The 23,481-nt window shown below is 41.8% G+C and carries 22 protein-coding genes; 10 read left to right on the top strand and 12 right to left on the bottom strand.

Annotated elements, in window-relative coordinates:
* Positions 1–48 precede the first annotated feature (48 nt).
* The 6 genes from egtD to H1A14_RS03430 form a co-directional block, all read right to left on the bottom strand.
* Positions 49–1,017 (bottom strand): L-histidine N(alpha)-methyltransferase, encoded by a 969-nt coding sequence (egtD, locus tag H1A14_RS03455; protein ID WP_194774786.1) that lies wholly within the window; start codon positions 1,015–1,017, stop codon positions 49–51.
* 5 nt (positions 1,018–1,022) lie between these two features.
* The gene (gene egtB, locus H1A14_RS03450; RefSeq protein WP_194774785.1) at positions 1,023–2,180 is read right to left on the bottom strand and encodes an ergothioneine biosynthesis protein EgtB; all 1,158 of its coding nucleotides are present in this window, start codon (positions 2,178–2,180) and stop codon (positions 1,023–1,025) included.
* Positions 2,177–3,664 carry a BCCT family transporter gene (locus H1A14_RS03445; protein WP_194774784.1) on the bottom strand — a complete coding sequence of 496 codons (1,488 nt, stop codon included), beginning with the start codon at positions 3,662–3,664 and terminating at the stop codon, positions 2,177–2,179. Before H1A14_RS03445 ends, egtB begins: the two co-directional genes overlap by 4 nt.
* A 78-nt stretch (positions 3,665–3,742) precedes the next feature.
* Positions 3,743–4,024 (bottom strand): DUF427 domain-containing protein, encoded by a 282-nt coding sequence (locus H1A14_RS03440; RefSeq protein WP_194774783.1) that lies wholly within the window; start codon positions 4,022–4,024, stop codon positions 3,743–3,745.
* Positions 4,025–4,093: 69 nt separating this feature from the next.
* The gene (locus H1A14_RS03435) at positions 4,094–5,485 is read right to left on the bottom strand and encodes an FAD-containing oxidoreductase (RefSeq protein ID WP_194774880.1); all 1,392 of its coding nucleotides are present in this window, start codon (positions 5,483–5,485) and stop codon (positions 4,094–4,096) included.
* 125 nt (positions 5,486–5,610) lie between these two features.
* Positions 5,611–6,666, bottom strand: coding sequence for a glycoside hydrolase family 113 (locus H1A14_RS03430; RefSeq protein WP_194774782.1), 1,056 nt, complete (start codon positions 6,664–6,666; stop codon positions 5,611–5,613).
* A gap of 320 nt (positions 6,667–6,986) precedes the next feature.
* Here H1A14_RS03430 and H1A14_RS03425 point away from each other — a divergent pair, with 320 nt between their 5' ends.
* Positions 6,987–7,658, top strand: coding sequence for a hypothetical protein (locus H1A14_RS03425; protein ID WP_194774781.1), 672 nt, complete (start codon positions 6,987–6,989; stop codon positions 7,656–7,658).
* Between the two features lie 133 nt (positions 7,659–7,791).
* Here the strand turns inward: H1A14_RS03425 and H1A14_RS03420 are convergent, their stop codons facing one another.
* A complete protein-coding gene (locus H1A14_RS03420; protein ID WP_194774780.1) occupies positions 7,792–8,640 on the bottom strand; it encodes a hydroxymethylglutaryl-CoA lyase in 849 nt (282 codons plus the stop codon).
* A 359-nt stretch (positions 8,641–8,999) separates the two neighbouring features.
* Positions 9,000–9,410, bottom strand: coding sequence for a GNAT family N-acetyltransferase (locus tag H1A14_RS03415; protein WP_194774779.1), 411 nt, complete (start codon positions 9,408–9,410; stop codon positions 9,000–9,002).
* 170 nt (positions 9,411–9,580) lie between these two features.
* Here H1A14_RS03415 and H1A14_RS03410 point away from each other — a divergent pair, with 170 nt between their 5' ends.
* The 4 genes from H1A14_RS03410 (at position 9,581) to H1A14_RS03395 (ending at position 13,889) form a co-directional block, all read left to right on the top strand.
* Positions 9,581–10,477, top strand: a complete 897-nt coding sequence (locus H1A14_RS03410; RefSeq protein WP_194774778.1) for a class I SAM-dependent methyltransferase — start codon at positions 9,581–9,583, stop codon at positions 10,475–10,477.
* A gap of 17 nt (positions 10,478–10,494) precedes the next feature.
* Complete coding sequence (locus H1A14_RS03405) at positions 10,495–11,673, top strand: aspartate aminotransferase family protein (protein ID WP_194774777.1); 1,179 nt, start codon at positions 10,495–10,497, stop codon at positions 11,671–11,673.
* A 6-nt stretch (positions 11,674–11,679) separates the two neighbouring features.
* The gene (locus tag H1A14_RS03400; RefSeq protein ID WP_194774776.1) at positions 11,680–12,987 is read left to right on the top strand and encodes a DUF445 domain-containing protein; all 1,308 of its coding nucleotides are present in this window, start codon (positions 11,680–11,682) and stop codon (positions 12,985–12,987) included.
* Positions 12,988–13,082: 95 nt separating this feature from the next.
* Positions 13,083–13,889: a copper resistance protein NlpE N-terminal domain-containing protein gene (locus H1A14_RS03395; protein ID WP_194774775.1), complete on the top strand. Its 807-nt coding sequence runs from the start codon at positions 13,083–13,085 to the stop codon at positions 13,887–13,889.
* 51 nt (positions 13,890–13,940) lie between these two features.
* Here H1A14_RS03395 and H1A14_RS03390 read toward each other — a convergent pair whose 3' ends face one another.
* Positions 13,941–14,927, bottom strand: coding sequence for an aldo/keto reductase (locus H1A14_RS03390; protein ID WP_194774774.1), 987 nt, complete (start codon positions 14,925–14,927; stop codon positions 13,941–13,943).
* Positions 14,928–15,006: 79 nt separating this feature from the next.
* Here H1A14_RS03390 and H1A14_RS03385 point away from each other — a divergent pair, with 79 nt between their 5' ends.
* Both H1A14_RS03385 and H1A14_RS03380 read left to right on the top strand, forming a co-directional pair.
* Complete coding sequence (locus tag H1A14_RS03385) at positions 15,007–15,399, top strand: Dabb family protein (protein ID WP_194774773.1); 393 nt, start codon at positions 15,007–15,009, stop codon at positions 15,397–15,399.
* A 137-nt stretch (positions 15,400–15,536) separates the two neighbouring features.
* Positions 15,537–16,898, top strand: coding sequence for a Gfo/Idh/MocA family protein (locus H1A14_RS03380; RefSeq protein ID WP_228527529.1), 1,362 nt, complete (start codon positions 15,537–15,539; stop codon positions 16,896–16,898).
* A gap of 48 nt (positions 16,899–16,946) precedes the next feature.
* On the opposite strand, the gene hslV is transcribed toward H1A14_RS03380, so the two are convergent.
* Both hslV and H1A14_RS03370 read right to left on the bottom strand, forming a co-directional pair.
* Positions 16,947–17,489 carry an ATP-dependent protease subunit HslV gene (hslV, locus tag H1A14_RS03375; protein ID WP_194774771.1) on the bottom strand — a complete coding sequence of 181 codons (543 nt, stop codon included), beginning with the start codon at positions 17,487–17,489 and terminating at the stop codon, positions 16,947–16,949.
* A gap of 122 nt (positions 17,490–17,611) precedes the next feature.
* Complete coding sequence (locus H1A14_RS03370) at positions 17,612–19,297, bottom strand: pyruvate dehydrogenase complex dihydrolipoamide acetyltransferase (RefSeq protein ID WP_194774770.1); 1,686 nt, start codon at positions 19,295–19,297, stop codon at positions 17,612–17,614.
* Positions 19,298–19,419: 122 nt separating this feature from the next.
* Here H1A14_RS03370 and H1A14_RS03365 point away from each other — a divergent pair, with 122 nt between their 5' ends.
* Genes H1A14_RS03365 through H1A14_RS03355 form a run of 3 tightly spaced genes read left to right on the top strand, consistent with a single transcriptional unit; the run spans position 19,420 to position 22,009 of the window.
* Positions 19,420–20,379 carry a YheT family hydrolase gene (locus H1A14_RS03365; protein WP_194774769.1) on the top strand — a complete coding sequence of 320 codons (960 nt, stop codon included), beginning with the start codon at positions 19,420–19,422 and terminating at the stop codon, positions 20,377–20,379.
* A 33-nt stretch (positions 20,380–20,412) separates the two neighbouring features.
* Positions 20,413–21,111 (top strand): SOS response-associated peptidase, encoded by a 699-nt coding sequence (locus tag H1A14_RS03360; RefSeq protein ID WP_194774768.1) that lies wholly within the window; start codon positions 20,413–20,415, stop codon positions 21,109–21,111.
* A gap of 1 nt (position 21,112) precedes the next feature.
* Entirely contained in the window at positions 21,113–22,009 is an 897-nt protein-coding gene (locus H1A14_RS03355) for an MBL fold metallo-hydrolase (protein ID WP_194774767.1), read from the top strand.
* Between the two features lie 48 nt (positions 22,010–22,057).
* Here H1A14_RS03355 and H1A14_RS03350 read toward each other — a convergent pair whose 3' ends face one another.
* Positions 22,058–23,464, bottom strand: coding sequence for a hypothetical protein (locus tag H1A14_RS03350; RefSeq protein ID WP_194774766.1), 1,407 nt, complete (start codon positions 23,462–23,464; stop codon positions 22,058–22,060).
* Positions 23,465–23,481: the final 17 nt, after the last annotated feature.

The following is a 23,481-nucleotide window of genomic DNA, read 5'->3' as shown; positions in this document are numbered from 1 at the left end:
GATTTTCGTCTCATATTCTTTATTTTAGAATGGATTGTTTTTTGGTCATTAATGACCATTCGAAGAGTTGCTACTTTTTTGAAATAAAGAAACTGAAAAATAATCCCTGGCATCCAAATGGTGACTTACAAAACTGAATCCTGCCTGCCGACCCAATCCTTCTATTTCCTTCAAACTGTATTTTTTAGAAACCTCCGTATGGATCAGCTCATTTTTTTTGAAAGGAATTTGGGTACCACTCTCAAAATGAACAGTCTGGTTTTTAAGACTTACCAGATAGCTAAAGGTAGTACCTGAGACAGGATCATAAAAAGGATAATGATCAAAACTGTCGAGATCAAAATCAGCTCCAAGCTCTCTATTGATTCTTTTTAGCAGGTTAAGATTAAAGGCCTTGGTGACTCCTTTAGAATCATTGTAAGCAGCAAGGATGGTTTTGGGGTTTTTACGAAGATCTACGCCCATCATAAAATAATCCCCAAAATGAAGGTTTTCATAAATAAGTCGCAAAAATTCAATCGCCGCCGCTTCTTTATAATTACCAATATTGGAACCCATAAACATCACCAGTTTGGTGTTGAGTTGATCCCCCATCACCTTCATGGTCTGAAAATAATCGCCAGTGTGGGGTTCGATTTCCATCTCAGGCAACCTTTCGGCCATATTTTGTTTGTTTATCCTAAGGATATTTTCTGAAATGTCCAAAGGCACATATTTGACTTCTTTACCCAATCGGATCAGGTTTTCAAGAAAAAAAACACTCTTACTACCATCTCCTGCCCCAAGCTCTAGGATATCTAGACTTTTACAAGAAAGGTCTTCAGCAATTGCAGCGGCTTTTTCCTTCAATATTTCCAACTCAGCCTCCGGAAGGTAATACTCCTTCAACTTCATGATTTCCTGAAACAACCTATCTCCCTCTTCATCATAAAAATATTTGGAAGATAGTTTTTTCTGAGGAGCCATTAGGCCTTCAGTGATTTCCTTTTCAAAAGGACTTATTTTGAGCTCTTTCATGATTTTTATTTTGCTAAACGTATGCCTGAAAAAAGCCACCTTGAAGGGGCCGCGAAAAAATTCCTGTAGGTTTTTCTGCTGTGCCCGAGAGGAGTGGCTTTGGATGCACCCCTCAGTACATTTTGATTGATCATAAACTTGCCGTTGTATTCCCCAAGTGCTCCAGGCGCCTTAGAGAAGTTGGGATAAGGTTGGTAGGCACTGTAGGTCCACTCCCATAACTGACCCCAATCAATATGATCCGCAGCCACCTCCCACTCAAACTCCGTGGGCAAGCGCATGCCTTTCCATTCAGCATAAGCCAGGGCTTCATAAAAACTCACGTGTTGCACAGGCAATTCAGGGGATACCTTTTCAAAACCTTTGAGTGTGTAGTTAAACCATTCTCCATCTTTCTGATGCCAATAAAGGGGTGCTTTTATGTCTTGCTCATTGATGAAATCCCATCCTTCCGACAGCCAGAGATTGAAATCCTCATAACCTCCATGCTGCATGAATTCTAGGTACTCGCCATTGGTCACCAACCTTTTGGCAATCTGATAGGCCGGTAAGAAAACAGTATGTCTGCCCAATTCATTGTCGAAATGGAAATCGTCCCCTGTCGCACCGATTTGGTAGTTGCCTTCCATGACTGGTTGAAATTCCAGCGATATGTCCTCTTTAAGGGTTTGGAATCCATCTCCGTAAATCGGGAAAGTAGGCTGGTTGCCTAAAATATATTTGATGTCATACACCAAGAGTTCTTGATGCTGCTGTTCATGGTTGATGCCCAGCTCAACCAATTTCAGAACTTCTTCACTTGGACCTGTTTTCAATAGCAAATGAAGCTGTTCTGTGACGTAGTGTCTGTATTCGTAGACTTCTTTGACAGGAGGGCGGCTCATCAGTCCCCTATTGGGCCTTAAAACCCTGTCTCCAGCATTGTTGTAGTAGCTGTTGAATAGATATGAAAAGTCATCATGGAAGTTAAGGTAGTTTTCTTTATGTGGACTTAGGATAAACTGCTCAAAAAACCAGGTGGTGTGGCCAAGGTGCCATTTCGGTGGTGATACGTCCACGATTGGCTGAGGTACATAATCCTCAGTTTCCAGTGGAGAGCAGATCTGTTCGGTTTGCGCTCTTGTCTCCAAAAATCTCGTAATAAGTTGGTTTCGATTGGTCATGTTTTAAGCGGATTTTGATACAATTTGAACATAAAAAAGCCCATCATTCCCAGAAAGAGAAAACTGAAAGGCAAAGCAATCAGAATCAGAAGCTGACTGACTGCTTCCAAGAGTACATCTTGTCCTATGAAAACAACAGACAAAGTAAAAAGGGTCAAAGTAAAACCCCAAAAAAGGCGGTAATTGCGGCCTGGTTCTTCATTACCCTGGTCACTGAACATCCCCAAAACAAAAATGGCTGAATCCACAGAGGTGATCAGAAAAGTAAAAATCAAGATCAAGGACATCACATTCAACCATCCACCAAAAGGCAATTGGGAAAAAAAGACAAACAATGATTGGTAAATGGAATCAAACTGCCCTTGGTAAGCATCTGTCTCCCCTATCAAGCCAAACGCATGGCTGCCAAAAACCGAAAACCAAAGAAAGGTACCCATAGCTGGAATGATCAGGGTAGCCAGAATAAATTCTCTTATGGTCCGTCCCTTTGAAATTCTTGCAATAAAAACCCCAGTAAATGGTGCCCATGCCAGCCAAAACGCCCAATAGAAATAGGTCCACTCCGTCAAAAATGTTTTAGAAACTTCCTGATTTCCTAAATTCAAACTCATTGAAACAAGGTACCTTAGGTAATTTCCAAAAGCCAAAAAGAAATTGAAGAAGGTTTCGTAGAAGTCGGAGATCAACAACACAAAAAGCATGAGCAATAAGGCAAGCCCGATATTGAAGTTAGATAGATTTCTGATCCCTTTGGTTACCCCTAAATAGGCGGAAAAAGTGGCTATGGAACAAATGACGATGACAATAGCAAGTGTATGATTGACGTTCAATTCCAATTGATCAAACAAAATTCCCAAGCCACCTGAAAGCTGTCTACTCCCTAAACCCACAGCGGCAACCACTCCGAATAGCGTGCTGATTAATATCAAGGTATCGATGGGAAGTTTATACTTGGTTTTTTGAAAACGCGGTTCCAATATGGCTGAACCAAGGATGGTTCGCTTATGAATATACAGGTTGTAGGCAATGATCAAACCGAAAAGTCCATAAAAGGCCCATGGAGTAAATCCCCAGTGAAAAAAAGTGTACTGCAAAGCATAAATGATATTGGAATGGCTTACTTGACTGGGAGGATTGATCAGGAAATAAACCGGTTCCTGAACTGCTCGCAACATTAATCCAGCTCCCATCCCGGTACTGTATAACATGGCCACCCAGGAAAACCATTTATATTCAGGGTCACTATTTCCCAGGCGCACTTTACCGGTTTTGGATACCGCCAAAACCAGCATCATCATGATCACCAAAAACCCAAAATAGAGGTAATATTGGCCAAAATAGCCAAGCGTGAATTCAGTCCATGCGCCAAGCTTTTCTCTGAAGAGTGCCGGAAAAGCAAAGGAAACAATCAAAAAAAGAAATCCAAACGTCCCGGAAAGATAAAGTAAAGGTTGATTGGTTTCCTTCAACTTGGTCAGCATCATTTATACAATTAGAGGTTTATTGCTGCGGTATGCCCATAAGAAAAACATGATGTTCATGGTCCTTCAATCTATCACCTTTTATTTTTCGACATTAACCCCTTTCCAAAAAGCCACATAGCCCTCTATGGCTTTGGCGGCGTCTTTCGTGTTTGGATAAAACCATGCTGCATCCTTATTGACCTCCCCTTCTACTTCCAGATTGTAATAAGAAGCTACACCCTTCCAAGAGCAGGTGGTATGGGTATCGGAAGGTTTGAAAAATTCATCTTTGATGCTTTCTTTTGGGAAATAATGGTTGCCCTCTATTTGTATGGTCTGGTTACTTTCTGCAATAATCTGATTGTTCCAAATGGCTTTCATAATGATAGAATAAAACGTGGAGAATTTAATTTGATGAATAAATATAAATCGAATTCAAGGGGGTTTGGTTTAAAATTCTTCTTTCAAATCTTTTGGTAGCTTCAATTCTGCCAGTAGGGTGGGGATCAGTTCAGACACCGTCGGATGAGGAAAAACACCATCTCTTATGGTCGTGTAGGGTACATCAGCATACATGATATTCAATAGGCTACTGATGATTTCGTCCCCTCCTACTCCCAAAACTGTAGCACCCAGGATTTTGTTGGTATTCTCATCAATGATGACCTGCATAAACCCCGCTGTTTCCCCTTTTTCCTTAGCTCTGGAAACCTTGTTCATCTCGATCTCTCCCACTTTGACTTTGAGCTGCTTGGTTTTAGCCTGCTTCAAATCGATTCCAGCCCTTCCCAAGGGTGGGTCAATATATAGGCAATAATTAGGAATACGTTCCGACACCTTACGCTTCCCTCCTTCAAATAAGTTGGCAGATACAATTTCAAAGTCATGGTAAGCAGTGTGGGTAAATGCCCCTTTCCCGTTGCAGTCCCCTAAAGCAAAGATCCCGGGTACGTTAGTTTCTAATTGGTCATTGACAATAATATAGCCTTTATCATCGGTCCTGATGCCCGCCTTTTCCAGTTGAAGGGTGTCTGTATTTGGCACCCGTCCTACGGCCAAAAGTAAATGCGAGCCATTTAATTCTGGTGGCCCTTCATCACAGGATATTTGAACGGTCACTTGATTTTCACTTGCTTTTTTACCCTTGATGCACTCCGCATTCAAAATAAATTCAATCCCTTCTTTTTCAAGTATTTTTTGAATGGTTTTAGAAACCTTGACATCTTCTTTTGAAATGATCTGCTCAGCTTTTTCAACAATGGTGACTTTGCTGCCAAAGCGCCTGAACATCTGACCAAATTCCAAGCCTATGTAACTTCCTCCCACAATGATCAAATGCTCCGGAATTTCTTCCAATTCCAGCATCTCTTTGTTTGTTAAGGCTCCAGATTCTCCAAAACTCTCCGGAATCAATGCACTAGCTCCCACATTGATGAAAATTAAGTCTGCCTTTAAGGTTTCCTTACCGACCTGAATGGATTTTTCAGTTAAAAATTGGGCTTCTCCGTGATATAATGTGATGTATGCATTGTCAGAAATACCATCAGAGATGCCGGATCTGGAACTTTGCACGATGTCATCTTTTCTTTTCTTGATTTTTTTTAGATCCGCTCGGATTCCTTCAGGAACAGAAATGCCCAATTCTTCTGCATGCTGCGTCACATGGATGCAACGTGCACTTGCCACATAGGTTTTGGTTGGAGTACAGCCTACATTGACACAGGTGCCTCCAAGCTGGCTTTTTTCTATTAAGGCAACCTTTTTTTTCAAACCGGCCATTTTAAAGGCCATGGGATTACCGGCCTGCCCTGAACCTATGATGATGGCATCAAATTTTTTCACTTCCAAATTTTGGATAAAATTTTAAAAAAACCAATATATTTTATTATTTTATCAATCTAACAATATTCAAAATTGATATTTATTAGATTATTTTATATTAATAAATTTACCTCCAGGGAATGAGATTATTTTGTAAAAAATTCCCTCATGATCCTTTCTGCTGCTTTGTTTTGGGGAGTAAAATCCGGTTCTCTTTCCCGAGGATCAGGATACCACTTCCAGAAATAAACTCCGGCCAACCAAGGCTTCGGCCATACACTTTCAAAAAATGCCCGGTAACACAAGGCTTGAATTTCTTCTGAAATTTCGGCGGTTTTCCTTTCATTGGGCCAAATCCAGGGTTCTTGGGCAGCATCTGATGTATTGCAATAGCCAATTTCAGTGAAAATGACAGGCTTCTGAAAACGCTGTTGGATTTTTTCTATGGAAGGAAGTTGCTTATTCCAGCCTTTTTTTAAATCAGACAAATTCGGTTTGTTCTTCTCAGAAAGCGGGAAATATGCTTGAATGCCAATAAAATCCAATTGATCCCAAAACCGGATATGCTCAAATTCGGTAAAGTTGGCGGCATAGACCAATTGCCCATCATATACTTCTCTCACTTTTTCAATAATCTTTCTCCAATTCTGCTCTCTATGGCTACTTTTCTCCAATTCGGTACCGATACATAGAACAGGTATTTCATTTTCTTGAGCGAATTGAGCATAATAAAGAATAAAGGACTCATAATTGGCAAACCAAGCATCCCATGATGCTTCCTCATTCATTTCTATTTCACCTGGCCAGGCCCCTCTAACCCATAAATGTGGTTTTAAAATGGATTCTATTCCTAAATCCCTCGCGGCTTGGGTAGTCTCTTCCAAGCCCAGTAAGCGCTCCCCCCACCACATTCTGTCACTGTGGACCTCCCATTTTATTTCAGGACTGTTTTTTTCAGTTTGCCATCCAAAAGGGGTTTGAGAAATAAAATTGGTTCCGGTTTCAGCCAATTTTTCCAACTCACCGCCTTGCAGAGGCTGGGGACTTCCAACCCAACAAACCCCTTTCTGCTTGGGGCCTCCTAACCAGGTCTCAGTTTGACCTCCGGTTGATGACCATGAAACGAAGCCAGCCCAAGACACCATACCCAATCCCAACAAGGTTAGCAAAGTAATTTGGAAGGGGCGTTTGATGTTAATCATCTGAATGGGAAAAAGGTCGTACGTACAATTTATCAAAAAATAATTGAAAAAGAGGTGATAAGCTGTTTTCAGTATAAGTCCTAATCAATTCTTTAAGACGCTTTAAAGCGTTCAATTTCAACCGAATTTCTAAATCCTCATCAGGAATAATTCAAAAATCCGGAAATTTTTACATTTACTTAAGCCATTTATGATCAAATACTTATGAATTAATTAAACAAAAACATTGAATCATGCTACTTTTTTATGCCAACCTAATATAATCTTCCCCGTAATTTCAAGTATTCTTCAATCAATCTTTTAACATTTACACCAAATTTATGAAAAAGCAGATTTTAGTATTGTTCAGTTTAAGTTTATTGCCTTTTTGCCTTATGGCTCAAGATAATGAAAGTGAAACTGTTTTTGATTATTCCAAAACCAAGCATGAATTTGCGGTGGACATGGTTCCGGTTTTTGGAGGTGACGTTCCTACTTCCATTTTTTACAGGAAAAACTATCAAAACCAAAATGGAAAGAACAGGGGGTTCAGGATGAACCTGATTTTCGGAAACAATACTACCGATTTGGGGGAATTGACCTTTGAAGAAGGACTTTACGATCGTGTGTCCAATCATGCTTATGGAATTACCTTAGGAAGAGAAACCCAAAAAGCCATCGGTTCCAATTTTGTGGCTTATGGGGGAACAGACGCGGGCTTTACTTATACCAGCAGAAGGTTCAGAAGGGCCGTTGATGTGGGGCCTGTGGTTCCGGCAGTGCTGAATTTCCATACCTTTTCGTACAATCTTACTCCATTCATGGGAATCAAATACCATTTCAATGACAGACTTTCTGTTTTTGCGGAATCCGGGTTTGAGTTTTTCTACAACCGATTTAGGGAGGTGGAGGTCTTGAGCAGTACCTCAGGAATTAAAAACGCAGAAATTGCAGATAACTTTGGCACCAGATTAATTCCTTTAAGGGCTTTAAGCATCGCTTATCATTTCTGATTGATAAAGCCCCGACATCACTGCCGGGGCTTTTGCTTAAACCCTAGAAAACGGTATATTAAATCATAACCTGATTTAGATCGAGGTTCGGTTAAATTGGTTTTAAAAGGATAAAAAAGCTTTTCCAGTCTCCTTACCCAAATACCACCTGGGCCAGCTTCATGGCCTCCGAAAATTCATTTTTATCCAAGTTTAGTTCATGACCCTTATTTTCCAGAACTGCAATGAGATGCTCGGTGGCCAGGTTGCCCACAAGATCATCTTTGGCCATGGGACAACCGCCGAATCCCTTGATGGCTCCATCAAAGCGCCTGCATCCTCCTTCTAAACCCGCCAATACTTTTTCCTTCATTGATTCTGGTGTGCTGTGGAAATGTGCTCCAAATTCGATTTCCGGAAAGCTTTCTATGTTGGTTTTAAAAATCGAACGGATACTTTCAGGTTCTGCTACGCCTATGGTATCTGAAAGTGAGATGATCTTAATGTCTAAATCTGATAGACGGCTTACAAAGGACGCCAAAATTTCCGGAGAAAAGTCCTCACCATAGGGATTGCCAAAACCCATACTAAGGTAAGTCACCAAGGTTTTTCCCTTAGTTTCACAAAGGTTCTGTATTTCCTCCACGGTTATCAAAGCCTCCGAAATGGATTTATTTGTATTTCTCTGTTGAAAGTTCTCAGAGACAGATAGTGGAAACCCAAGGTAATCAATCTGATCAAACTGAAGCGCATCTTCTGCACCTCGAGTGTTGGCTACAATGGCCAGGAGTTTGGATTTGGAATTGAATAGGTCCAGCAGGTCCAGCACTTCGGCGGTATCACGCATCTGCGGAATGGCCTTGGGGCTGACAAAGCTTCCAAAATCCACCGTATCAAACCCCACCTGCAGCAATTGGTTGATATAGGCCGCTTTGATGGCTGTATCAATAAATCCGGGCAAGCCCTGCATGGCATCTCTTGGGCATTCAATCAATTTGATCATTTGAATAATTGGATAGGACTGGAAAATTAAGAAAACTTTTGGAATAAAGGGAAAGCCCCAAATTCTACACCACTTTTCAAATAAGATCTCCTGTCTGGTGATTTGCTTTTACAAATACCTAATGATTCTAAATGAATATTTAATTAAATGGTTATCCGCTTCTTTGCCATTAACCCAATATTCTTCTTCAAACGGGTCGGAATTCCCTCGCTTTAGTCGGGCAGGCCCGCCGGAAGTCGGGCAGGCCCGCCGGAAGTCGGGCAGGGATGTATGGGAAATTGCAGTTTGGTGGCGAGAATTGTATTGAATTAACATTTTACTGGCATCAATGCGTACCTACATGCTAAATTATATTGCCTTTAAATTAACTCCTGTTCATTTTCCAAAAAATAACAATGAGCATGGTGCTGCATACCGATTTTGGGATAATAGTCCACGGCCTGGGGGGCTGAAATCAGAACCAACTTGGCCAAACCAGTAGCCAATTTGGTCTGTCGGATCAATTCTTTTCCTATACCCAGCCTTTGGTAAGCATCATGGACCGCCAAATCCGAAAGATAAGTGCAGTAAGTAAAATCAGATAAAGCCCTGGCAACTCCCACCAATTGTTCACCGTTCCTGGCAGTAATTATTAAGTCCGCCTGCTTGAGCATTTGTTCCAGCCTATCCGGTTCCCTGATCGGTCTCCTTGTTCCCAAAGAACAGGACATTAGGATATCCCGGAATGCATCTACACTTAAATTGGGTTCCTCTTGGTAAGTGATGTTCATAATGAATGGGCATTCAAAGGTTTAGCATACACAAGATAGCTTTTCCCAAAATTTTTCGAGACCAAATACTTACAATTTTTGAAAAGGAAGGCATTTATTTTCACCCTCAATCCTTTAAGGTACTTTTAGGCGAAGTCAATTAATGGTGATATTTTAATTATTTTTACCAAATGAAGGAATCAATCCTATCCCTAAGTCCTAGCCACTGGAAAGATTATGAACTGATCGATACCGGTGAATTTGAAAAACTGGAACGCTTTGGGCCATATATCATCAGCAGACCTGAACCACAGGCGATTTGGGATAAAAAATTGTCGGAAGGAGAATGGAAGTCGATGGCTCATGCTCATTTTGCCAAACAAAAAAACAATCCAGAAAAAGGAGAATGGCATGAATTGAAAAAAATGCCGCACAACTGGCAGATCAGTTACCAAAATCCCTTTGGACTGGAAATGAAACTGAATCTCGCCCTTACTTCCTTCAAACACATCGGGCTCTTCCCTGAGCAGGCGGTCAATTGGGATTACCTGAGTCAGACCATCCCGAAATTGCCCATTAAAGCACCCAAAGTACTCAATCTTTTTGCCTATACAGGAGCCGCTAGTGTAGCTGCTAGGGCTTCCGGTGCTGAAGTCACTCACTTGGATTCCGTCAAGCAAGTGGTCACATGGTCAAGACACAATATGGAGGCTTCCGGACTTGAGGGAATAAGATGGGTGGTGGATGATGCCATGAAATTTATCAAAAGGGAACAAAGAAGGGGAAATATTTATCAGGGAATCATTTTGGATCCACCTGCTTATGGACGTGGGCCAGACGGAGAAAAATGGGTGCTTGAGGAACAGATCAACGAAATGTTGAAAGTTTGCGCTTCTATACTTGATCCAGATAATCATTTTCTCATACTCAATCTTTATTCTCTCAGCTTCAGTTCCATCATTGCAGCGAATTTGATCCATTCCAATTTCGAGAAAGTCGAGCATGCGGAGCATGGAGAATTGTATTTATCCGATCAGTCAGAAACAAAACTTCCTTTAGGAATCTTCTTTAGATTCAGAAGCCATTGATTACCAACTCATGCAGTATGAATAACCGCCAACTTTTTCTTTCCTACCTTGCCCAAACCACCGATTTTCCTTTGATGATTGAAATAGAAAGGGCGGAAGGCATTTACCTCTATGGCCCAGAAGGAAAAAAATACATCGACTTGATTTCCGGCATCGGAGTGAGCAATGTGGGTCATAGGCATCCCAAAGTATTGGAGGCCATTCAAAAGCAGCTGGACAAGTACCTGCATCTGATGGTCTATGGAGAATATGTCCAATCACCCCAAACCTTGTTGGCGGAGGCCTTGGTCTCCTCCCTACCCCAAGGCCTGGACAATGTCTACCTGGTCAACAGTGGCAGCGAGGCAGTGGAAGGGGCTTTAAAGTTGGCGAAGCGTTTTACCAACCGAAGGGAGATCATTTCCTGCGTCAATGCCTACCATGGCAGTTCCCACGGGGCACTTTCTGTAGGAGGCAATGAGATATTCAAAAGAGCTTACCGACCCTTATTGCCTGGCATCAGTCATGTGGTGTATGGTAGTTTCCAACAACTGGAACAAATCACCGAAGATACGGCTGCGGTCATTGTAGAAACCATCCAAGGAGAGGCTGGGATCATGGTGGCTTGTCGGGAGTATTTTCAGGCACTAAGACAAAAGTGCGATCAAACCGGCACTTTGTTGATCTTAGATGAAATTCAGGCTGGTTTTGGCCGAACGGGAAAGTTTTGGGCCTTTGAGCATTTTGATATTCAGCCTGACATCCTGGTCTGTGCCAAGGGAATGGGAGGAGGAATGCCCATCGGGGCTTTTATTGCCTCCAAAGAGGTCATGGGAGTCTTTAAAGACAACCCACTATTGGGACATATTACCACTTTTGGTGGACATCCTGTCAGTGCCGCTGCCTCTTTGGCCACGCTAAATATCATCAAGGATCCTCAATTCCTGGAAATGGTTGAGGAAAAAGCCAATTTGTTTAAAACGCTTCTGGTTCATCCCAAAATCAAAGGAATCCGAAACAAAGGTTTAATGATGGCAGTACAATTTGATTCCTTTGAAGTATTGAAACCGGTAATCGATCAGGCTATCCACTTGGGGGTCGTAACGGATTGGTTTTTATTCTGTGATGATGCCATGCGGATAGCGCCTCCTTTGATCATTTCGGACACTGAAATTCGAGAAGCTTGCGCCATCATTTTGAAGGCATGTGATATATAGAAAAATATGAATGAAACTACTTCAATAACATCCAAAAGCAGGAACCGGATAGGGCAAATTTCGCTCATCTTTGCGGTGGTTGGGATGGTATTGTTGGAAATGCTGATCCATTTCGATGTTTTGGTAGGTCCTGGATGGAGGATTTTGGCTACTGGTTTTGAGGCGGCTACGATCGGGGGTATCGCAGATTGGTTTGCTGTAACTGCCCTGTACCGGGAAATCCCCATTCCCATCATCCGAAGGCATACGAACATCATTGTCAAAAACCGGGAGAAATTGACCGAAGGAATCGTGGATCTGGTCACGCAGAAATGGCTTTCTCCGGAAGTGATCCAAGAAAAGCTTGCCGATGTCCCCATTGCCGAAGGGTTTCTCAAAGTATTGAAAGAACCAAAAAACGAGGAAAAAGCACTGGAATTTATCCGGAGCCTACTTTTCCGGTTTGCCGACAATCTGGACAATCCACAATTTGCTGTTTTTCTTCAAAAAGTGATCAAAGGTCAGCTGGCAGATCTTGACATGGCCACACCGCTAGGTGAATGGATAGAGAAAACTGTAAAAGAAAAAGACCACCACCGGATTTTGGACATTTTTTTGGAGGAGGCAGAAAAACTGATCGATGAACCCAAAACTAAAAAAATACTGGTCTCCAAGCTTAGTGAGGCATTGGAAAATTACCAGAAACAGGGGGTTGCAAAGAAATTCACCATTTGGTTGGGCAAGGGAATTGGGGGAATAGACCTGCATAAGCTTTCAGAACAATTGCTTGACACCGCAAGGGTCATTGCCTTGGAGGCCAAAGAAATGCCTGACCACCCCATCAGGATTAAATTTGACCAGGCATTACTGGACTTCTCCCAGAATCTGAAGGAAGGCAAGGCTGATACCTTGGAGCTGGTAGAAAATCTTAAAAACAACTTTATCGAAAACCAGCAAAGCCAGCAGCTCATCAGCAGCATTTTGGGCAGGTTTAAAAACACTGTGGCAGAACAGCTTTCCGGAATAGACACTGCCTTTATGTCTATGGTGGCCAAGAATTTTAGAAAATTCCTTCATGACTTCGAAAATGACAAGGAAAACCAACAGAAAGTAGATCAATGGATGCGGGAAACCATCACGGAGATGATCCATAAATACCACCATGAAATTGGAAACATGGTGAGGACTAGTTTGGCCAAACTGGACAATGAAGGATTGGTAGGACAAATCAAAGACAAAGTCGGAGATGATCTGCAATACATCAGACTGAACGGTGCCGTTGTGGGTGGCTTGGTGGGGATTGGTATCGCCTTGCTTAAACTGCTTTTTCTATAAGGATTTATTTGTTTATTTCAATAAATTGAAATAACTTTTGTTTATAATCATTTTTTTAAGTAGAAAGTATTAGTAACCACCAATAAACTACTGGAATGATGAAAACAAATACAAGAATTTTATGCCTCGCTTTGTTGGTTTTAATCGTTTGGGGCTGCAAAACCAATAATCCAGCAGTACCGGGTTACACTGGAGACAACAGTGAAACTTCACTGGATTGGGATGGGTCTTACAGCGGGGTTTTGCCCTGTGCCGACTGTGAAGGCATTCAGACCATGCTCACATTGAATCAGGATAAGACCTATGAAATGAGTACCGAATACCTTGGGAAAAGTGATGAGAAATTCATCAATACCGGGAATTTTCAATGGGATGAATCAGGTAATATCATCGAACTGAGTGAAATGGATGAAGGTCCCAAATACTTTCAGGTAGGCGAAACCAACCTGTTTATGCTGGATCAGGATAAAAATAGGATGACCGGTGAATTATCAAGTCAATACAACTTAAAAAAACTGGATATGGAAGCGAAGAAGGCACTTACCGGAAAGAAATGGAAGCTTATGGAATTGATGGGAAAACCGATCGAACAAGCCGCAGATGAGAAAAATATGATTTTTTTGGCCTTTGACGAACAGGAAAACAGGGTTCATGGTTTCGCGGGATGCAATAATTTTTTTGGTGGATTTGAATGGAAGGGGGATACCCGAATCAAGTTTTCCAGATTGGCCAGCTCTCAAAAGTACTGTGAAGCTACTATGGAGATAGAGGATCAAATCATGAAATTATTGCCGACAGTGGACAACTACACCTTAAATGAAAACACCTTAAGTCTCAATAGGGCTAGAATGGCACCTTTGGCCAGATTTGAAGCGATGGAAGAAGGGGAAGAAGAGCAATAAGGTAAAAAATTTCAAGGTCGGTCTGGATTTTTGAAAAAGGTAAAAGGAGGTTCACCAAAATCGGTGAACCTCCTTTTTGATGTATTTCTCATACACCTCCATGACTTTTTTCATTTTGACAGGGTCTATGGCTGGTAAATTCGCAGCGCTTACGTTGGAAACCACCTGTTCGGTTCCGGATGCCCCGGGAATCACCGTACTGACCTCTGGAAACATCAATATCCACCTCAGCGCCAAAGCTGCAAGCGGCCCATTTCCTTTGAATACTTCCTTTAATTCTTCCACAGCCAAAATTCCAATTTCATATGGAACTCCGGAGAAAGTCTCCCCCTTATCGAAGGCGGCACCATCCCGGTTAAATGACCGGTGGTCTTTGGGATCGAATTGACTTTGTGCAGTCAATTTCCCAGTCAACAAACCACTTGCCAAAGGTACTCTTACAATGATCCCCACCTCGTTGGTATTTGCCATTTCAAAAAATGTCTCTGACGGCTTGGGTCTAAACATGTTGAAAATGATCTGCACTGATGCCACTTGTTCATAATTCATGGCCAAAATGGCTTCATCCACCTTTTCTACACTCACGCCCAGATGTTGGATTTTACCTTCATCCTTCAATCTGTCAAATAGCTCAAATATCTCATCTCTGGAATATACCTCTGTTGGAGGACAGTGCAATTGAATCAAATCCAGTCTTTCCAGTCCCATATTTTTCAGACTGGCCTCCACAAAACCCCTCAGTACCTCTGGTTTGTATCCTTCATTGATATGGGGATTGATTTGGCGGCCACATTTGGTAGCCACTTTGATATCTTCTTTTCTTTCTTTGATCACTTTGCCTACTGCTCTTTCACTCCTACCTGCATCGTAAACATCTGCGGTATCTATGAAATTGATCCCCTGATCCAAGGCCTCATGAATGATCTTATGGGCGGCATTCTCATCAAAGTCACCTCCCCATCCCCCTCCTACCTGCCAAGTCCCCAGTCCGATTTCGGAAATTTGAAATCCTGTCTTACCTAATTTTCTGTAGTTCATTTTGCTTCTTTATACCTAAATCGCAATATAATTTTTTATCTTTAAAACTTTGAAGCCTATTTAATAAAACCTATTTCTTATGAGCAACCGCAGAAAATTCATTCAAAACTTAACCGCCATCAGTGCCATGGCAATCATGCCCCAAATCACCAAAGCCGAAAACCAAAAAAACACCAAGATGATCCATCAAGTATATTTTTGGCTCAATGAGCCAGAGAAAAACACTGCTCCTTTTTTAAAGGCTGTAAAGACATTGGCCAAAATCAAAACCATCAAAAGTTCCTATATTGGCACACCCGCCCCAACAGAAAGAAGACCAGTGGTGGATCACAGTTTTCAGGTGGCATGTACCTTTTTCTTTGACAGCCTGGAGGACCAATTGGATTACCAATCGGATCCGGACCACTTGAAATTCATTGAAGAAAATTCAGACAAGTGGAACAAAGTGCAGGTCTATGATTTCACCATATAAAATCCTTCTTTGGCATTGATAAGGAAAGTCCATGATAGTTGATATTATGGATTTTTTTTATTTTATAGTTTACCTTGTACTTGTTCAAAATCCACAACAACTGAAGTCAATATTTATCTCATTTAACCCAAATGACCATGAAACCTTTTGAACGAAGAAACTTTCTAAAAAAAACAGCTGCACTTTCAGCCGGTGGGATGTTGGTAAACCCTCTGGCAGAAGCCTTAACCCTTTGGGAAAATGCAGACCGAAAAATGAAAATTGCTTTGGTAGGAACCGGTATCAGGGGGGTCAATATGTTTGGCAGGTCTGTGGCAAAAGAGTATCAGGACCATGTCGAGTTTGTCGGACTGAGTGATATCAATCCAGGTAGACTGACTTTTGCCAAAGGATATATAGGTGTCGATTGTCCTACATTTGTGGATTTTGACCAGATGATGGCGGAAACCAAACCGGACCTATTGATAGTGACCACCATGGACAGTACCCACCACCTATTTATCATCAAAGGACTGGAGGCCGGGGCCCATGTCATTTCCGAAAAGCCCATGACTACCGACGAAGTAAAATGTCAGGCCATCTTGGATGCGGAGAAAAAATCAGGTAAAAAAGTCATTGTCACGTTCAATTACAGGTATTCGCCTCATCGGCAAAAAATTTATGAGTTGCTGAGAGAGGATTCAATTGGGGAGATAACTTCCGTAGATTTCCATTGGTACCTCAACACTTCCCATGGGGCAGATTATTTCAGAAGATGGCATGGCTACAAAGAATTCGGCGGGACACTTTTGGTTCACAAATCTACCCATCATTTTGATTTGCTCAATTGGTGGCTGGACTCTGACCCTGAGGAAGTTTTTGCCTTTGGGGAATTGGAGTTCTATGGGAAAAACGGGAAATTACGGCATACCCATTGCCGACCCTGCCCACACAAAGGAACCTGTGATTTCTATTGGGATATAGAAAAGAGCAGCCATTTGGTGGATTTATATGTGAAAAATGAAAAACATGACGGATACCTCAGGGATGGTTGCGTGTTCAGGGAAGACATAGACATCTATGATAAAATGGCGGTCCAAATTAAATATGCCAATAAGGCGCAGGTCAGTTACTCTTTGACTACTTATTCACCCTATGAGGGATACCGGATTGCTTTCAATGGAACAAAAGGAAGGCTTGAAGCTTGGATCAAAGAGCAACAGCCCTGGCAGGAAGTCAATTATGATGAAATACGCTTGACCAAGAATTTCGGAAAGTCAGAAATCATTCAGGTTCCCCATGGTGGAGGAGGACATGGGGGTGGAGATGTAAGATTGAAAGACAAGCTTTTTAAAGATCCCGATATGGGTGATCCGTATCACCAATCTGCGGGAACGAGAGATGGGGCCATGTCTATACTGGTGGGAATCGCTGCCCGGAAGAGCATAGAAAACAATACACCTATAAGGATCGCAGATCTGACGGATTTGATCCCGCAAGAAATAAGGATAAAAGCATAAAAATGGACACAGTTTGCATGGGCTAAAGCAAACTGGGCCCGTTATTTTTTAGCTTGAAACTTTTTCTACCACCAGATTATGGTTGGTATATATGCAAACATCCGCTGCAATACCCAAGCTTTCCCTCACCATTTCCTCGGCAGATAGTTGTGGTGCAAATTTCTTTAAGGCACGCGCTGCAGATTGGGCAAACATGCTTCCTGAGCCAATGGTAGCTATTTCCATATCTGGCTCTATCACATCACCTGTACCTGAAATGATCAGAATGTCACTGGCATCCGCCACGATCATCATGGCCTCCAATTTGCTCAGCATCCGGTCGGTACGCCATTCCTTGGCCAATTCCACGGCTGCCCGCTTCATGTTGTTGCCATAAGCGCCCAGCTTTTCTTCAAATTTATCCAAAAGTGTAAAGGCATCCGCCGTTGACCCGGCAAATCCTGTCACAATTTTTCCACCTTGCAGTTTTCTGATTTTATTGACAGAGCTTTTTGCCACCGTATTTCCTAAAGTAGCCTGACCGTCAGCACCGATCACCACTTGACCTTGGTGCTTGATGGCGACTACGGTAGTTGATTTAATTTTTTTCATATTTTTAATTTCTTTAGACCTTACAAAAGCCGTACAAAACAAAAAGTCCTATTGAAACAGGACTTTTTGGCAGTATAATTAATGAATAAGTAATTTAACTGAAAATAGTTTCAGATAAAGAGTTAAATCAAAATCCTGACAGGGTCTTCCAAAAGACTCTTGAAAGTCAGTAAGAATGCAGAGCCTACCGCTCCGTCCACTACCCTGTGGTCACAGGATAAGGTAACCTTCATCAGGTTTCCAACCACCATTTGACCTTCTTTAACAATGACCGTCTCCTTGATTCCACCCACTGCCATGATACAGGCATCAGGCGGATTGATGATGGCAGTAAATTCATCTATTCCAAACATTCCCAAGTTGGAAATGGTAAAGGTATTTCCTTCCCAGTCTTTGGGCTGAAGTTCTTTGTTTTTGGCTTTACCTCCCAAGGACTTGGCTTCATTGGAAATCTGTGAAAGAGATTTGCTGTCAGCAAATCTGATCACAGGAACCAGAAGCCCTTCGTCTACGGCCACAGCCATACCAATATGTATGTGGTCGTTGTACCTTATTTTATCCCCTAACCAAGAACAGTTTACTTTTGGATGCTGCCTCAGCGCTGCGGCTGCGGCTTTGATAACCATGTCATTGAAGGATATCTTGACCGGCGCAATTTCATTCATGCTTTTTCTCGCTTCGATGGCCTTGTCCATGTTGATTTCCATGGTGAGGTAGAAATGAGGCGCATTGAATTTGCTTTCTGCAAGACGTTTCGCGATGGTTTTCCTCATTTGAGAAACCTTCTCCTCTTTGAAAGATTCCTGTCCAACAGCTACACTACTTGTTGCAGCAGCTGTGGTTTCTGCTTTTGGAGCCGCTTTGGATGGATCAAAATTCTCAATGTCTCTTTTGATGATCCTTCCCCCCTCACCGGAACCTTTGACCAACTGAATGTCTATTCCTTTGTCTTCCGCTAGTTTTTTCGCTAAAGGTGATGCTTTTAGTCTTCCATTATCACTGGAAGATACAGATTCAGTATTTGCTTTTTCAGGCGCTTTGGTATCTTGCTTTTCTGCTTTTGGTTCCTCTTTCGGTGTTTCCTTTTCCGAAGATTGCTCATCTCCTTTTCCGGAACCTTTACTTTTATGCGCTTCTATTAATTTTTTATAATCTGCATCTTTTTCTCCGATTACCGCAATTACCCCATCTATTTCCACAGAATCCCCTTCTTCTACTCCAATGTACAAAATGGTCCCGTCTTCATATGATTCAAGTTCCATGGTGGCCTTATCGGTTTCGACCTCTGCAAGGATATCCCCTGATTTCACCTCATCGCCCACTTTCTTCAACCAGGCAGAAATGGTGCCTTCCTGCATGGTATCACTCATTTTGGGCATGGTGATCAAGGTGGCTGCAATATCGGATGTATCTATTTTTTCAGATGTCTTTTCAGATTTTTCAGACTTGCTTTCTTCTTTTTCAGCTTTTTCTTCTGATTTGGCATTTGAAGGTTCCTTTTTCTCTTCTTTGGCATCATCTCCTCCGTTGCCGCTACTGATTTCTTTCAATAATTCCTCGATGTTTTCGTCCTTTTCTCCTATGATAGCAATGACGCCATTGACAGGCACTGAGTCTTTTTCTTCTACACCGATGTGAAGTAAAATGCCTTCTTCATAAGCTTCCAATTCCATGGTTGCTTTATCGGTTTCCACTTCGGCCAAGATATCGCCGGGCTTCACTTCATCTCCTATTTTTTTGATCCAAGAAGCGATGACTCCCTCTTCCATGGTATCGCTCATTTTGGGCATTCTTATTATTTCGGCCATATGTTTGTTCTTCCTCTACGATTTTTAAGCATTTCAAAAATAGTTCTTAAAAAATGTTTATTCAAATTTAATAATAGTATTTTGAGGAATAGAAATCTGAAAACGTTTACGCCTTTTCTAAAATGCCGTTAATTTCAAGCAGCAATTACTTAAGACCTGCCCATTTGTTCAATGGTCATCTACAGACCATCATCCCCGGAATCTTCAGAAAACCCATTCCATTACCCTTTGAAAGAGAAAGGATTAACACTCCTGATGGGGATTTTTTGGATCTGGACTGGTTGAGAAGTAACCAACCAAGGCTGGTCATCATCAGCCACGGTTTGGAAGGCAACAGCCAAAGGCCTTACATGACGGGAATGGCTGAGCAGTTTTTTCGAAACGGCTACGATGTATTGACTTGGAATTTTAGAGGATGTGGTGAAGAAATGAACCATACTGCCATCTTTTATCATTCAGGTGCCACTTATGATTTGCATCGGGTAGTCCAACACGCCGAAAGGTCTTATCAGGAAATCTTCTTGATCGGATTCAGCTTAGGGGGTAATCTAACACTGAAATACCTGGGAGAGGAAAGAAAAAGGTCGTTTAAAATCAAAAAAGCGGTTACAATTTCAGTCCCTTTACACCTTCATAGCTCATCCATCCAAATTTCCAAAGGAGAAAATATTCTCTACGCCATACGTTTTTTGTTAAGCTTAAAGGAAAAAATCCAAAAAAAAGCGAAGATTTTCCCGGAGGTGGTCCAACTTGAAAAACTGAAGAAAATCAAAACGCTGGAAGATTTTGATGAACACTATACTGGTCCACTTCATGGCTTTGATGGGGCCAAAGATTATTATGAAAAATGTTCTTCTTTGTATTTCCTACACGGGATACAGGTCCCTAGTCTCATTTTAAATGCACAGAATGACCCTTTTCTAAGTGAACAATGCTTCCCTACAGACTTGGCCCAAGAACTGAAGCAGGTTTATATGGAATTCCCTCATTATGGTGGCCATGTGGGTTTCAGTCCCAGAAATAAAAATGAAATCTATTGGTCAGAAAAAAGAGCATTTGAATTTGTGGAAAGGGATATTTAACTTACGCACACGGCTCCAATAAAAAATACTAAAATGTGCGGAAGATATTCACTCGCCAAAAGCAAGATCGAACTGGAAGAAAGATTTCAAGCTGAACACTTGGAAGATTTTAAACCCAGGTACAACATAGCCCCTACTCAATTGCTACCAGTCATCACTTCGGACAGTCCCAAGGGATTCTCTCATTTCTATTGGGGCATAACGCCGGAATTTGCCAGGAATAAGCCCGTTTCTTACAAATTCATCAATGCTAGAGCCGAAACAGTGGCAGAGAAAGCTTCTTTTAAATCGGCGTTTCGAAGTAGACGCTGTCTTGTTCCGGCGGACGGTTTTTTTGAATGGAAACAGTTGGGTAAAAAAACCAAAAGTCCCAACCGCTTTACGCTGATTGATGGTGGCCTATTTGCATTTGCCGGAATCTGGGAGGAATTTGAAAACCAAGAAGGCAAAATCAATCATACCTTTCTTATCCTAACCACCAGTCCAAATGCTTTGGTGGCTGAGGTGCATGACAGGATGCCTGTGATCTTGGCCAAGGAAGACGAAAAAAAATGGTTGGACAGATATACTTCTGAAACTGAGTTGCTGAACATGATGCAGACCTTTCCATCCGAATTGATGAATAGTTACCCTGTTTCTCCCTTGGTAAATCAAGTGGCCAATGACCACCCATCCGTAATAAGAAAAACCTCTCCCATGGATCAGTTTGGCAACTATACCCTATTTGGTTGACATGTCTGTTTTTACCCTTGATTTACATTTTCAAAATACATTAGGAGCAATTGCCAGCTATTTGGTGGAAACTGATATTGGGCCCGTACTGATTGAGTCAGGACCGGAAAGTACCTATCCCCAATTGGAAAGGGGGTTGAGAGAGAAAGGGTATTTTCCCGAGGACATCCAATATGTATTTTTGACCCATATCCATTTTGATCATGCCGGGGCTGCCTGGAAATTGGCAGAAAAGGGAGCCAAAATAGTGGTGCATCCATTGGGAGCCCCTCATTTGATGTCTCCTGAAAAACTCTGGAATTCTGCCGCTCAGATTTATGGAGATGAAATGGAAAACCTTTGGGGCAAAATGGAAGCCATTCCAAAAGCCAGTATCCAAATTCCTGAAGATGGAGAAATTGTAAATGTAGGCAACCATGCTTTTCAGGCCATTTTCACCCCAGGTCATGCCGCTCATCATATAGCTTGGAAATATAAATCAATCCTTTTTACAGGCGATGTTGCAGGTGTGAAAATCGGAAAGGGGCCAGTGGTTCCTCCTTGCCCTCCCCCCGATATCCATGTTGAAAATTGGGTTGAATCCATAGAAAAAATAAGAAAAATCAACCCTCAACGCCTCTATTTGACCCATTTCGGTATAGTGGATGACGTAGAAAACCATCTTTCTGAACTTGAACAAATGCTAATGGATTGGGCAGCCTGGATACGGATCCCATTCGAAGCAGATGAGGATCAAGCAACAGTGATTCCCCGATTTAAGGCTTATGCCAAGCAACAATTGATCGACAAAGCATGTGATGCAGACCAATTGAAGGTTTATGAATATGCGAATCCAAGTTGGATATCTGTTGCAGGTCTTTATCGATATTGGAAGCTAAAAAGTCAGCATAGGATATAAAAAAACCGGGATCTCTCCCGGTTTTTAGTTTAAAAATCAAATAGCTTTTTATCTTACGAACATGTCGTTGGTGATTACAAAAACATCTTCAACCACTATCGTAAGGTCAGAATCGATGCACAAGACATACCTGTACTGCTCATTTCTGTTGAAGTTTTCGGTCAGAGTTCTTTGATCCCCCCTCACATCGGTAATCATCAGATCTTCTGTATTTCCTGCATCACTCAAACTGTAGATAAGGAACCAATCCCCAACATTAGATAAAGCATTTCCTTCTAAAGTTGGTACAGTAGAGATACTCAATTGATTCGTTATGCCTACCATCACTGCACTATAAGGATTCAAAACTGTTACAGTAGCACTTGAAGTATTACTGAAATCTACAATGCTGGTTCCCAACATGAACAGTTGATCTGTGTATTGAGGTAAATTCTGATAATCCGAGAAATTAGTTACATAAATTGTGTATGATTGCAAAGGCAATTCATAAGTATCGGTTCCCTCTCCCACATTTTCAAACTTAAATTCTTTGCCATCCGCTCCGATGAAGTAAACATCAAAACTTGACGGCACATCATGCTGGTAATCATCAGGGAATTCACAGAGCGGTTCTTCACAATTCTGTACTTCATTATTGAGGGACTTGGTATTCGAACCTGTGCTTCCATCTGAATTGGTCCATGAAGTTATTGCCGTTCCTTTTTCAGACAAAATAACCCAAAGTGCCGTTTCTGCCGGGATATATAATCCTGTCAAAAGCGTAGCTCCTCCAGCCAAACGTACAGAAACATTTGTTATGGCTTGCTGAGTAGGGTTCATGATTCTCAGTCTATGTCCCTTTCCTGGGATGTCATGAATGGAAGTGGTGTTCACATTTGATCCGCTGGTGTAGGGCGTCGCAAAAATGTCAAGTGTAGAACAAAAAGGATTAAAATCCTCGTCTGTACAGGATTGCACTTCATTGTTAAGCGCCCTGTTCAACTGGCCGGTGGTGCCATCAGGGTTGGTCCATTTGGTAATGGTAGTTCCTTTTTGAGGCAGAATAATCCAAAGTTGGGATTCTGCAGGTACACTCAAGCCTGAAAATAAAACAGGTCCACCAGCTAAACTGATTTCCACATCCAACATAGGCGCTAGTGTCGGGTTTCTTACTCTAAATCGGTGACCCAAGCCAGGGATGTCTGCCTGAGAGGTCACTCCGATATTACCTCCCCCTGACAATTCTGTATAAAACAAGGGTAAGGTGGAACATGATGGATTGAATTCTTCATCAGAAGCCACTCTAGCCCCAATAGGAGTACCAGTGGACTGTCTTAAAGAATTTACCAAATTGAGGGATACCATACCCTCTTCCAAATTGTTGGTCAATGGATTGACCTCTGCCTCTTCCTGACATGAGAAAAGAAAAAGCGCAGCGCTAAAATAAATGAGCAGCGAAAAGAGATTTTTTTTCATTTGTATAAAATGTTTAG

Origin of the sequence: Pararhodonellum marinum (genome assembly GCF_015354735.1) — a bacterium.
Classification (GTDB): domain Bacteria; phylum Bacteroidota; class Bacteroidia; order Cytophagales; family Cyclobacteriaceae; genus Pararhodonellum; species Pararhodonellum marinum.
Note: the sequence above shows the minus strand (reverse complement) of the source record. Positions and strands in the feature narration are given on the sequence as shown.

Coding starts and splice junctions, on each gene's coding strand:
- H1A14_RS03440 (WP_194774783.1), bottom strand. CDS start 4,024: ATGAAAGCCATTTGGAACAATCAGATTATTGCAGAAAGTAACCAGACC.
- H1A14_RS03370 (WP_194774770.1), bottom strand. CDS start 19,297: ATGGCCGAAATAATAAGAATGCCCAAAATGAGCGATACCATGGAAGAG.
- H1A14_RS03395 (WP_194774775.1), top strand. CDS start 13,083: ATGATGAAAACAAATACAAGAATTTTATGCCTCGCTTTGTTGGTTTTA.
- H1A14_RS03355 (WP_194774767.1), top strand. CDS start 21,113: ATGTCTGTTTTTACCCTTGATTTACATTTTCAAAATACATTAGGAGCA.
- H1A14_RS03410 (WP_194774778.1), top strand. CDS start 9,581: ATGAAGGAATCAATCCTATCCCTAAGTCCTAGCCACTGGAAAGATTAT.
- H1A14_RS03350 (WP_194774766.1), bottom strand. CDS start 23,464: ATGAAAAAAAATCTCTTTTCGCTGCTCATTTATTTTAGCGCTGCGCTT.
- H1A14_RS03405 (WP_194774777.1), top strand. CDS start 10,495: ATGAATAACCGCCAACTTTTTCTTTCCTACCTTGCCCAAACCACCGAT.
- H1A14_RS03365 (WP_194774769.1), top strand. CDS start 19,420: ATGCCGTTAATTTCAAGCAGCAATTACTTAAGACCTGCCCATTTGTTC.
- H1A14_RS03445 (WP_194774784.1), bottom strand. CDS start 3,664: ATGATGCTGACCAAGTTGAAGGAAACCAATCAACCTTTACTTTATCTT.
- H1A14_RS03420 (WP_194774780.1), bottom strand. CDS start 8,640: ATGATCAAATTGATTGAATGCCCAAGAGATGCCATGCAGGGCTTGCCC.
- H1A14_RS03380 (WP_228527529.1), top strand. CDS start 15,537: ATGAAACCTTTTGAACGAAGAAACTTTCTAAAAAAAACAGCTGCACTT.
- egtB (WP_194774785.1), bottom strand. CDS start 2,180: ATGACCAATCGAAACCAACTTATTACGAGATTTTTGGAGACAAGAGCG.
- H1A14_RS03400 (WP_194774776.1), top strand. CDS start 11,680: ATGAATGAAACTACTTCAATAACATCCAAAAGCAGGAACCGGATAGGG.
- H1A14_RS03425 (WP_194774781.1), top strand. CDS start 6,987: ATGAAAAAGCAGATTTTAGTATTGTTCAGTTTAAGTTTATTGCCTTTT.
- H1A14_RS03390 (WP_194774774.1), bottom strand. CDS start 14,927: ATGAACTACAGAAAATTAGGTAAGACAGGATTTCAAATTTCCGAAATC.
- H1A14_RS03385 (WP_194774773.1), top strand. CDS start 15,007: ATGAGCAACCGCAGAAAATTCATTCAAAACTTAACCGCCATCAGTGCC.
- hslV (WP_194774771.1), bottom strand. CDS start 17,489: ATGAAAAAAATTAAATCAACTACCGTAGTCGCCATCAAGCACCAAGGT.
- egtD (WP_194774786.1), bottom strand. CDS start 1,017: ATGAAAGAGCTCAAAATAAGTCCTTTTGAAAAGGAAATCACTGAAGGC.
- H1A14_RS03430 (WP_194774782.1), bottom strand. CDS start 6,666: ATGATTAACATCAAACGCCCCTTCCAAATTACTTTGCTAACCTTGTTG.
- H1A14_RS03415 (WP_194774779.1), bottom strand. CDS start 9,410: ATGAACATCACTTACCAAGAGGAACCCAATTTAAGTGTAGATGCATTC.
- H1A14_RS03360 (WP_194774768.1), top strand. CDS start 20,413: ATGTGCGGAAGATATTCACTCGCCAAAAGCAAGATCGAACTGGAAGAA.